We start from the raw sequence: 10,875 nt of genomic DNA on the forward strand, positions 1-10,875 counted from the left end.
GGGAAGTGCCGCGGCCGACGGTTCAGCGCGTAGTCCACGCCGGCGACTGGGCCGCGGCACGCAGCGCGGCGACGATCTGCTGCTCTTTCTCTAAAAAGCGGTCCGTGGGAGTGGGCACCGAGATCGCGATCACGTTGTCCGCGATGGACCGCCGGGCGATCGCGGCCGCGGAGATTCCCGGCGTGTGCTCGTCTCGGTCGAAAGCGATGCCGCTGGAACGGATCTCGTCGATCTCCCGGTGCAGCGCTGCGGCCTCCCGGCTGCCCAGCCGGGACAGCGCGGCGCCGACGTCTTCCTCGTCGAGCACGGCGAGCGCCGCCTTGCCGTTCGCGGTGCCGATGAGGGGGAAGCGCACCCCGACGGCAGAAACCGCGCGCAGCCGGTGCGAGGACTCGATCTGATCGATGAACCACATCCGCTGACCGCGTAGCACCGACAGGTCGACGGTCTCGTCGGTCTCCGCCGCGACGCGCTCGATGGTCGGCCGGAACACCGCGGCGATGTGCGCACCGGTGCCGCTGCCGAAGCCCAGCAACCGCTCGCCGAGGGAGAACCGGCCGTTGGAATCAGCGCTCACCAGGCCGACTTCGACCAGGCTGACCAGCAGTCGCCGCACGGTTGACTTGGCCAGCCCCAGTCGCTCACCGAGATCGACCAGACGCAGCTGTCCCGGCTCGGCGGCGATCTCGTCCAGCGCGGCCGCGGCGCGACGCAGCACCTGAATTCCCTCGTCACGATTCGTCGGTGTTTTCCGTTCCGTTGGGGCCACGTTTCCAATATAGTGTTCCGCATCGCGGTCCGAAAGGGACCGGATAACGAATCATAGGAGGCGCAGATGACTGCTCTGCCGGCGGGGCGGCATTTCTTTCGCAGCGACGACGGCTATGAGGAAGCGCGCCGCGGCACGGTCTGGAACCAGCGTGTTCCCGAGCGCTACCCGGAGGTGATCGTTCAAGCCGCCGATACCGATGACGTCGTCGCCGCCCTCCGCTACGCCAAAGCCAACAAGCTCAACGTGAGCATCCGATCGGGCGGACACAGCTGGGCGGCAAACCATCTGCGCGACGGTGCCCTGTTGCTTGACATGCACCGCATCGATCACGCCAGGATCGACGCCGAGAAAGGCATCGCGGTGGTCGGCCCCGGGAAGGGCGGCAGCATCCTGATGGGCGAACTCGAAGCGCAGAATCTGTTCTTCCCGGCCGGTCACTGCAAAGGGGTCTGCGTCGGCGGCTACCTGCTGCAGGGCGGGTACGGCTGGAACAGCCGTGTCCAGGGCCTGGCGTGCGAGAACGTCATCGGCCTCGATGTGGTCACCGCCGACGGCGAGCAGATCCACTGCGACGCCGACAATCACCCCGACTTGTATTGGGCGGCAAGAGGTGCCGGCCCGGGCTTCTTCGCGGTGGTCACCTCCTTTTATCTCAAGCTGTTCCCGCGGCCGGGGGCCTGCGGCACCAGCGTGTACGTCTACCCGATCGACTATGCCGACGAGATCTACACCTGGGCCCGCAATGTCAGCGCAGAGGTGGACCGCCGCGTGGAGATGCAGATCGTGGCGGGCCGAAGCGTGCCCAGCATGGGCATCGAAACACCGTCGATCACGTTCGCATCACCGGCTTTCGCTGACTCCGAGAAGGAGGCCGAGGAGGCCCTGGCGATCTTCGGCACGGTCCCGGTGCTGGACAAGGCACTGGTCGCGGTTCCCTACATGCCGACCGACATGCCCACCTGGTACACCGCCGTGATGAGCAATTACCTGGAGGACTACCGCTACACCGCCGACAACATGTGGACCTCGGCGTCGGCGGAGGACCTGCTACCCGGCATCCGCAACATCATCGACACCATCCCGGATCACCCGTCGCACTTCCTGTGGCTGAACTGGGGGCCCTCACCGCAGCGCCCCGACATGGCGTACAGCATCGAAGACGAGGTCTATCTGGCGCTGTACGGGGCGTGGAAAGATCCGGCGGACGATGCCAAGTACGGCGACTGGGCCCGGTCGAACATGGCCGCCATGTCTCACCTGGCCACCGGTATCCAACTGGCCGACGAGAACCTCGGCCAGCGCCCGGCGCGGTTCGCCAGCGATGCGGCCATGGCCAAGCTGGACCGGGTTCGCGCCGAATACGACCCCGATGGTCTCTTCAACAGCTGGATGGGAAGACTCTGATGACCGCTGACCTCTACCTCGGTTACCGCGGCGACGATGCCGACACGCCATGGGGCAACTACTTCAAACCCGAGATGGCCGCGCTGCCAAGACATGTCGTGGAGGCACTGGAACACGGCACCCAGGCCGAGCAGACGTTGCTGGCCTTCGCCGACGCGGCCCGGGTGGCCGACGAGGGCTATCAGTGGACCGAGAACGGGTTCGGGGTTCTTGCCGATGGCGGCTATCAGGTTTCGGTACGTACAGACATGCCCGGCGTGACACCAGCGATGTGGTCGTGGTGGTTCGGCTGGCACGGCAGCGACAGCCGGCGCTACAAGTTGTGGCATCCGCGCGCCCACCTGTCCGCGGCCTGGAAGGACGGCGATGACACCGGCCGGACCGGTGCGCAACGCTACATTGGCCGCTGGTCGATGATCAACGAATACATCGGCTCGGCAATGCTCAGTGGCGCAATACAATTCGTCGAACCGGCCACCATGGGATTGCCCCCCGACTCCGACGACGCGATCGCCATCTGCGCCCGGCTGGGTTCCGGCGACGCGCCCGTGGACGTCGGATGGTTCATCCATCACGTCCGTTCGACGCCGAGCGGGTCGGAGATGCGGTCGCGGTTCTGGATGGGCGGATCGCACATCGCGGTACGAAAGGCTCCGGGCGTGGCGTCGAAGGCGGTGCGTCCGATCGCAGCCCGGATGCTCGGCAACGCGGAGTCCAGCGCCCGAAATCTATTGGTGCACTGCGCGCAGGAGATGAACCACCTGGCCGGATTCCTGCCGGAGCTGTACGAAAAGTTCGGCAACGAGTAGTCAGCTCAACGGCGTTCTGCGAACGCCGGAGCGACGAACCGTTGCACCAGCTGACGTTCCACGGCCTCGTTCTCGACCGGCCAGTAGACCAGCGAGAGCACGACCCGCACCACCCACTGGGCGGCCTGCCGGTCGTCGGCGGCCAGCCCGGCGTGCTCGCCGGCGAAGCCGCTCAGTAACGGCGACGCGGTGAGCGCCGTCATGGCGTCGGCGCCGCGCACCGAACCGATCATCAATCGGCTGACCGGATCGGAACGAATCCGCTTGAGTGCCAGTGTTATCGCCGTGACAACCCGGTCCGGGCCGGTCAGGTTGCCGACCGCCGAGCGAACCGCCTCGATGATGTCGGCCGCCGCCCGGGCCAGAACTGCGTCCCGGATCTCGGCCTTGCCGCCCGCGTACCGGTAGATCGTGGCCCGCGAACAGTGCACCTGGGCCGCCAACCGGTCGATGTCCAGCGCGTCCAGCCCCTCGCGTGCCACCAGCTCGACGGCGGCGTCGTAGATGCGTTCGGCGGCGCGCGTGCGGCGATCACCGCCGACCAGCCAGTCGCCCTTGCTCATCCGCACCTTCGAGATCTATGTGACAGTAATTCTCAGCAATGAGACGAAATGTAAAAGCATCTCAGCATAAGCGCACGTCCCGCCGTTCGGGTGAGAAATCCGTCGGCTCGCGTCCCCGGTGCTGCGTATCGACTTTCCATCGACTTCTCCCTGACCCGTTGACCTGCGGATTTCCGGCACTCAACCTTGAGTCATGACCGTCCTCCACGATCCCGTCGAGTTGTTCGACGACGGGTCCATCCAGGATCCGTATCCGCTCTACGAGCGCATGCGCAGCAATGGCCCGGTGCACCGGATCGGCGAGTCCGGGTTCTTCGCCGTATGCGGCTGGGACGCCGTCAACGAGGCGATCTCGCGAACGGACGACTTCTCGTCCAATCTGACGGCGACGATGCTCTACACCCCGCACGGCACCGTCGTGCCCTTCGAGATGGACGGGCTCGGCGGACCGACCCACGTGCTGGCCACCGCCGACGATCCCAGCCACGCCGTGCACCGCAAGCTGTTGGTGCGTTATTTGGCCGCCAAGCGGATCGCGGTCTTGGAACGCTTCGTCACCGACACCGCCGAACGGTTGTGGCAAGACGCGCTGCGCGGTGGCCGCATCGAGTGGATGGGCGCCGTCGCCAACCGGCTGCCGATGATGGTGGTGGCGGAGCTGATCGGCCTGCCAGAGGCGGACGTGGAGCAGTTGGTGCGGTGGGGCTACGCGGCGACCCAACTGCTCGAGGGCCTCGCGGATCAGGAACAGCTTGCCGCCGCGGGGGTTTCGGTGATGGAGCTCAGCAATTACATCAGCGACCAGTTCGTCCGCGCGGCCGACGACCCGCAGGACAACCTGCTCGGCGAGTTGGCGAGCGCTTGCGCCGCCGGTGAACTGGACACCGTCACCGCCCAGGTCATGATGATCACGTTGTTCGCCGCCGGGGGCGAATCGACCGCGTCGCTACTCGGCAGCGCCGCCTCGATCCTGGCCGAGCGGGACGACATCGCCGGCCGGCTGCGCGAGCAACCGGCGTTGCTCGGGACATTCATCGAGGAGACGCTGCGCTTCGAACCACCGTTCCGCGGCCACTACCGACACGTCCTGCGCGACACCACCCTGGCGGGCATGGACCTCGCTGCCGGCTCGCGACTGGTGCTGCTGTGGGGAGCGGCCAATCGGGATCCAGGCCGCTTCGAGGCACCCGGCGAGTTTCGGCTGGACCGCGCCGAAGGCCGGAATCATCTGAGTTTCGGTAGGGGAGCGCACTTTTGCGTGGGTGCGGCGCTGGCCCGGCTGGAGGCCCGCATCGTGTTGCGGCTGCTGCTGGACCGCAGTTCGTCGATCCGGGCCGCCGAGGTGGGGCGCTGGGTGCCCAGCATCCTGGTGCGACGCCTGGAATGCCTCGAGCTCACCGTCTCCTGAACCGAAAGCCGTTGCGGCGCCGGTCCTCAGACCGGAGTCGGCGGCAACGCACCCATCGACACGATGAAGGCCTCCACGGCGGTGGCCTGCTCGAAACCTTCCACCTCGACTCGCCATTCATAGATGCCCGGTTCCAGCGGAATGCCGCCGGGGATGTTGAGGGTCAGCGGCATCCGGACCGCGGTGCCGTGGATGGCTCCCGGGAGGCGGCCTGCCTCCGCGGCCGCTTCGAACAGGATGCGCTGCGGACCCTGCGGCCCCGGCACCGTCACCGATTGACCGTCGGTATCGAGCAACTGGCAGGTGAGCTTGTGCTGCTTGTTGGTCTCGTCCCAATCGATGTCCAGGAACATCACCAAAGCGAAAGGCGGCGTGGGTGTTTGACACTGCCGCCAGCCGAGGCCCAGGGTGTGCACCTTGCCGGATTGCGCATCGGCCTGGGCGGCGTCCGCGAGGAAAAGGCTGACCTTCATGCGGCGGTCAGCGTATCGGTCGACACTGCCGGTTCCACCGCGAGTTGGTGCCCTACGACTGCTGCCGTCACGAGATCCACGTCCTGTTCCGTATGCAATTGCGAGTCGCCGCCGACCTCGACTCTTGGACCGAGTCTGACTCCGTCGGCCCGATAATACTGCGCCGCGCTAGCGACCAGGAGGCAGCTCACGCGGCCCGTCGGGCGCCCGCAGCTCGCGCGGTCCCTCCCGGCCCGACAGCTCGCGCCGATCGTCGTGCCGGGACCCGACCGACAGGCCGGCCAGATCCTGCCGCGGCACGTGACCCAGCGACTGCTGTTCGGGGTAGCCGCCGACTTGCCGGTAGTCGGCTGGGTGATGCGGTTGCGCGGCATGCCCCCGCGCCGAGTCGATGCGATGGGCGCCGACAGACGTGGCAGCCTCCTCGTGCACCGGCTGCGCAGCCTGTCGCCGGCTGCCGCCCTCCGAGCTTTCCGAATCGACCGTCACCTTGCGAGTGCGCTTGAGCGAGAACGCGATCTCCTCGACCTCCTCGAACACCTGCCGCGCGCTGCGCAACGGCTGGGTCGTGTTGTCGATCACGCGCGCGACGAAGGGCGGGACCAGCGGCCGGATCCACCGGGCCGCTGCTTTGGTGGCGTCCGGAATCGACGGGATCATCGGGGCGCGTTCCTCACTCTGCTGGGGTTCCTCATAGTGCTCGACGGCAGCGGCGGCCGGTTCGGCGGGAGCGGGCAGGTGCCGGGGCTCCTCGGCGGCGGAACTCCTATCCCGCTCTGCGGCAGGCAATTCGGCGACGGCTCGGCTGGCTGCCTCGGCCTCGGCGGCGATCGGCAAGTACATGTCTTCCTCCTCGGGCTGGGCTGCCGGCTCCAGTGCCGGCTCGAAGCTGCGCTCCGACGTGGCGCGCACCGGCGCGTCGAGCGCCTCGACCACTCGACGGCGTTGCTGCTCGCGGTCGATCTCGGCCTGGGCTTCGATGGCAAGGCGGGTCTGGGTGAGTTGATGCTCGGCCCACATGATTTCGGCGGCCCGGCGGACCTCGGCCCGCTTGATCGCGATTGCGGTGTCGGCTTCCAGTTCGGCACGTTCCCGGTCGGCGCGCGCCGTCTCATGCCGATCGTGCGTGGTCTCGCCCCGCCATCTGCGCAGGATCAGTGGCAGCAGATACAGCAGCGCGAAGAAAGCTACTGTCATGACCCGCAACATCAGCGCACCCGGGCCGGCGAGCGTGATTTCGTTCATCGCGACCCACCGCGCGCCCAGGCCGTGTCCGGCATCGGCAACGGCGGTGTGTTGCGCGGCGGCCAGCGCCTGCTCGTCGCGCGACACCACGGCGTCCAGCTCGGGCGCCTGCCGGTCGCGGGCGACCAGCGCGTTGCCCAGCTCCCGCTGCGCGTCGGCGAGCAGCTCGTTGGCCGTCCGGGTCTCGGGTCCGCGGCCGGGAACACCGGTGATGCGGGTCTGCGGGCACGCGGGCGACGGGTTGTATTCGCAGCGCGCCACCACCAGGGCGGCGTCCAACTGCACCCGCGCCTGCTCCACCGAGTTGTCCAGCGCGCTGCGGGCCGCCTTTGCCTGCCGCAGCGTGCCCTCGGCCTGGGCGACCGCCGGCCCCGGTTCACGCAGAGCGCGTTCGCCCAGCCGGTGGTCGATCGCCCCGGAGAATATGACCAGGGCGGCGAGCTCGCCGACCAGGACACCGACGGCAACGGCGACGGCAGCACGCCCCGCGGTGCCGGCCGGTCCCGAATCCGGACCGGCCGCGATTCCGCGGGTCACCGCACCTACCAGCAGACCGAAAACCAGTGTCAGCCCGATGACTGCCCAGATCGGCACCGAGTCCCCGACCGACGAGTGGACGGCCAGAGCGGCTACCAGCCAGGCCAGCACGGCCCCCAGCACCACCACCGCAGGCGAGATCATCGAGCGCCGCTCAAGCGTTTCGTGCGCGCGCATGAGACTCCAATCACCTCCAATTGCCTTCCAGCGTGGCAGGCCGCCACCCGACACACCGAATCCAGGCGGCCGCTTGTGGCGTTGTTCACAAAGCCGTTGAAGCCCGTTCGAACCCTGTTCCAGCCACCATTTCGGCCCAGTATTCAAGCGACGCGAGCGGATCAGCGACCGTTAACGCGGGCGGCATGAGACGGTATGACTCTATGGAAAATTACGACTTCCTCAGCTACGAAGAGTTCGGCCGCAGATTTTTCGAGGTTGCCGTCACACCGGACCGGGTCGCCGCGGCATTGGCCGACATCGCCGGCAGCGAATTCGCTATGGAACCGATCGCCCAGGGGCCAGGCGGGATCGCCAAGGTCAGCGCGAAGGTCAAGATTCAGGAACCCCGGGTGACCCGCAAGCTCGGCGACCTGATCACTTTCGTCATCCATATTCCGCTGTCCATCGACCTGCTGTTGGACCTGCGGCTCGACAAGCAGAGATTCCTGGTCTCGGGCGACATCGCGCTGCGGGCGACCGCACGCGCGGCTGAGCCGCTGCTCCTGATCGTCGATGTCTCCAAGCCGCGGCCCTCCGATATCACCGTCAACGTGTCGTCGAAGTCGATTCGCGGCGAAGTGCTGCGCATTCTGGCCGGCGTTGACGGGGAGATCCGGCGGTTCATCGCCCAGTACGTCAAGGAAGAGATCGACTCACCCCAGTCGCAGGCCGCTCAGGTCATCGACATCGCCACCCAGGTCGACAGCGCCTGGCCCGGGGGCTGACCAGCCGGTCCTAGATCGTCTGGTGCCGTCCGAAGAACTTGTGGTCTTCGCTGTACCCGCCGTAGCCGCTGCCGATTTCGTTGTAATGCGCGACGAACTCAATGCCCTTGATCCACTTCACCTGCTTGAAGCCGTGCTGTAATTCGTTGCGCAGCCGCAGCGGTTTGCCGTGCAGATAGGGCAGTGGCTCACCGTTCATGTCGTAAGCGAGCATGCTCATGTGGTGCGTCATTTGCTCGATGGGGTGCGCGTTGTAATAGATGCCGCCGGTCGCGCCCAGCCCCATCGAATAGAAAACCACCCATTTCGCCTCGGGTAATGGTTTGACGATGTCCATGATCGTCTGCATGGACACACCACCCCATTTGGCCACGCCCGACCAGGCCTGAATGCAGAAGTGCTGGGTGATCTGGTCGTGATAGGGCAGTGCCCGCAGATCTTCCAGTGAGAACGCCGTCGGGTTCTCCACCAGCCCATAGACCCGCAGCCGCCAGTCCACGAAGTCGTTCTTTTCCAGCTCTTTGTATTCGACGGTCTCGGGGAGACGGCCGTTGCGCCAGTGATAGGGGGAGATGTCCTTCTCGGTGAAGGCGCCGGGCTTGGGGTTCAGCCGTTCCAGCGCCCGCTGGAACGGACCGACCAGCGCGTAACCCACCCGCTGCACCACCCGCGGATGCTTGATCGTGAACGGGGTCGCGGCAACCCAGCCGATGGCCACGATCACCATCGCGACGCAGAACACGCCGAAGCCGACCCAACTGTTGTCGTCGCGCGCGGCGAACATGTGGTTGAGGTTGCGCAGCGCCTCGGTGGCGAAAACCATCGTGACGTGGGTCAGGATGAAGAACAGGAAATACACCAGCACCAGGAAATGCAGCGATCGCGCGTGCTGGATGCTCAACCGCTTGCTCAGCCAGTGCACCCGCTGCGACAGCGCCGGTGACATGCCGAGCCCGGTGATGATGGCGGCCGGCGCAGCGATGAACACCGTGGTGAAGTACGCCAGCAACTGCATGGCGTTGTACGCGACCCAGCCGTTGTCCGTGGGCCAGTTCAGCGACAGGTACTGAATCGCCACCGACGCGGCATGGGGAAAGACGTCCCAGCTCGTCGGGACCAGGTGCCGCCACTGCCCGGTGGCGAACAGCAAGACGTAGAACACCGCGCCGTTGACCATCCACAGCACGTCGATGCCGAGATGCCACCAGCGGGCCAGCCCGATCGAGTGGCGGAATCCAGGCAGGCCGAACTGCGGCGGCAAGGCGACGGTGTCGGCGTTGGCGGTCCACAGCGGATCGTCGGGAACGGGCGGCCCGACGCGCAGCCACTCATCCTTGCCGGGAGTGGCGTTGCGGCTGAAGTACAGGCGCGGATGGTCGCACAGGATCTGAATTCCGGAACGGATGATGAACGTCATCATGAACAGGTTGAAAAAGTGCGTCCAGCCGATCCACGCGGGCCGACCCGGGGCGCTGCTGGAGTGCGGATCGACGCCGGGATAGCGCTCGATGAACGACTGCACGGCGGGCATGTGGTGCAGACCCTTGCCGATCGCCACGCCGGCGACCAACAGCGCGAAGCCGATCGGGATCAGCCAGAGCAGGTTGAACCACTTGTCGCGGCCCACCCGCAGTCGCGGCGCGGTGGCTCGCCGGGTCAGATCGAATCCACCGCCATACGCCTCGACGTCGACGACGTCTTCGGCGGTGTGCACCTCGCTGGCGTAGTCCACGCCCAGCTGCCGATCGAGCGTATCGACCTGGTCAGCACCGGTTGCCAGGCCTTTGTCACTGGTTCTGCTCACGCTGAGCAAATTTACACTACGGCGACTGTATAAATAAGAAACTGTGACAGACAGATCTGATCACAGGCGCCGAGGTGTTTACCGGGCCGCTGCGGCCGGGTATGTAACTGCGACTCTGGATCGACTTTGGATCCCCGCGGGAGGAGCAGAACTTGGCACGGGTAGACGTCTCGACGACATCGGAAGTCTCGCCGGAAGCCGCCTGGAAGCTCGCGTCCGACCTGAGCCGTTTCGACGAGTGGATGACGATCTTCGCCGGCTGGCGGGGTGAGGTGCCGTCGACCATCGAGAAGGGCACCTGTGTCTCGTCGTGCATCAGGGTCAAGGGTTTCCGCAACGTCGTGCATTGGGAAGTGACGAAGTACGACGAGCCCCATGCGATCGAGTTGAAGGGCCGCGGCCGCGGCGGCATCCGGCTAACCGTGGCCATGTCGGTCGAGGACAGGAGTCCGGGCTCGGACTTCCACCTCACCGCCGACCTGTCCGGCGGCGTGCTGAGCGGTCCGGTCGGCCGGCTGGTGGCCCGGGTGTTGCGCTCCGACGTCGAGACGTCGGTGAAGAACCTCGCCGAGCTGCGCTGACCCCCGTCGTCACCGCCGGTCTTGGTAGCGGCCCCTGCAGCGCAGGTCCCGCTCGGCCTGGCGCACGCGCCTGCGTTCCTCCGCGAGCCAGGCCAGGCCACCGCCGAACACCAGCATCCCGATTGACGCCGCGGCTATCCCGGCTCCGACATGTCCCAGCGCGAAGGTCACGGCGGATACCACGAACGCCAGGACGGCACCGGCGATGACGACCAGGCCGGGGGTGCGCTCGGCTCTGGTTTCGAAGTCTGCGAGATCGTGCGTCGAATCGTTCGTCAAGAACGTCTCCTCTGCTGCATTCACGTGCAGTCGACCGTCCCGATCGGCCGGTTTGG

The 10,875-nt window shown here is 66.5% G+C and carries 11 protein-coding genes; 5 read left to right on the forward strand and 6 right to left on the reverse strand.

The features are described 5' to 3' along the window. Positions 1-22: 22 nt before the first annotated feature. Positions 23-769, reverse strand: coding sequence for an IclR family transcriptional regulator (locus tag A9X01_RS23085; RefSeq protein ID WP_065122954.1), 747 nt, complete (start codon positions 767-769; stop codon positions 23-25). A gap of 66 nt (positions 770-835) precedes the next feature. Here A9X01_RS23085 and A9X01_RS23090 point away from each other — a divergent pair, with 66 nt between their 5' ends. Further along, positions 836-2,176: an FAD-binding oxidoreductase gene (locus A9X01_RS23090; protein WP_065122955.1), complete on the forward strand. Its 1,341-nt coding sequence runs from the start codon at positions 836-838 to the stop codon at positions 2,174-2,176. After that, positions 2,176-2,985 (forward strand): DAPG hydrolase family protein, encoded by an 810-nt coding sequence (locus A9X01_RS23095; RefSeq protein WP_065122956.1) that lies wholly within the window; start codon positions 2,176-2,178, stop codon positions 2,983-2,985. The genes A9X01_RS23090 and A9X01_RS23095 overlap by 1 nt, the downstream gene beginning before the upstream one ends. Before the next feature lie 5 nt (positions 2,986-2,990). Here the strand turns inward: A9X01_RS23095 and A9X01_RS23100 are convergent, their stop codons facing one another. After that, positions 2,991-3,548: a TetR/AcrR family transcriptional regulator gene (locus A9X01_RS23100; RefSeq protein ID WP_065122957.1), complete on the reverse strand. Its 558-nt coding sequence runs from the start codon at positions 3,546-3,548 to the stop codon at positions 2,991-2,993. Between the two features lie 193 nt (positions 3,549-3,741). Here A9X01_RS23100 and A9X01_RS23105 point away from each other — a divergent pair, with 193 nt between their 5' ends. Further along, positions 3,742-4,956, forward strand: a complete 1,215-nt coding sequence (locus tag A9X01_RS23105) for a cytochrome P450 (protein WP_065122958.1) — start codon at positions 3,742-3,744, stop codon at positions 4,954-4,956. A 26-nt stretch (positions 4,957-4,982) separates the two neighbouring features. Here the strand turns inward: A9X01_RS23105 and A9X01_RS23110 are convergent, their stop codons facing one another. Both A9X01_RS23110 and A9X01_RS23115 read right to left on the reverse strand, forming a co-directional pair. Continuing rightward, positions 4,983-5,429 (reverse strand): DUF6941 family protein, encoded by a 447-nt coding sequence (locus tag A9X01_RS23110; protein WP_036360357.1) that lies wholly within the window; start codon positions 5,427-5,429, stop codon positions 4,983-4,985. A gap of 168 nt (positions 5,430-5,597) precedes the next feature. Next, positions 5,598-7,388, reverse strand: coding sequence for a DUF4407 domain-containing protein (locus tag A9X01_RS23115; RefSeq protein ID WP_081282569.1), 1,791 nt, complete (start codon positions 7,386-7,388; stop codon positions 5,598-5,600). A gap of 203 nt (positions 7,389-7,591) precedes the next feature. Between A9X01_RS23115 and A9X01_RS23120 the strand changes: the two genes are divergently transcribed. After that, a complete protein-coding gene (locus A9X01_RS23120; protein WP_036360355.1) occupies positions 7,592-8,155 on the forward strand; it encodes a hypothetical protein in 564 nt (187 codons plus the stop codon). Positions 8,156-8,165: 10 nt separating this feature from the next. Here A9X01_RS23120 and A9X01_RS23125 read toward each other — a convergent pair whose 3' ends face one another. After that, a complete protein-coding gene (locus A9X01_RS23125) occupies positions 8,166-9,893 on the reverse strand; it encodes a molybdopterin-dependent oxidoreductase (protein ID WP_065122973.1) in 1,728 nt (575 codons plus the stop codon). 218 nt (positions 9,894-10,111) lie between these two features. Here A9X01_RS23125 and A9X01_RS23130 point away from each other — a divergent pair, with 218 nt between their 5' ends. Continuing rightward, entirely contained in the window at positions 10,112-10,540 is a 429-nt protein-coding gene (locus A9X01_RS23130; protein WP_065122959.1) for a type II toxin-antitoxin system Rv0910 family toxin, read from the forward strand. Positions 10,541-10,549: 9 nt separating this feature from the next. Here the strand turns inward: A9X01_RS23130 and A9X01_RS23135 are convergent, their stop codons facing one another. Continuing rightward, a complete protein-coding gene (locus A9X01_RS23135) occupies positions 10,550-10,819 on the reverse strand; it encodes a CPBP family intramembrane glutamic endopeptidase (RefSeq protein WP_065122974.1) in 270 nt (89 codons plus the stop codon). Between the last annotated feature and the right edge of the window lie 56 nt (positions 10,820-10,875).

It is taken from the genome of Mycobacterium asiaticum (genome assembly GCF_001668675.1).
Lineage (GTDB): Bacteria > Actinomycetota > Actinomycetes > Mycobacteriales > Mycobacteriaceae > Mycobacterium > Mycobacterium asiaticum_D.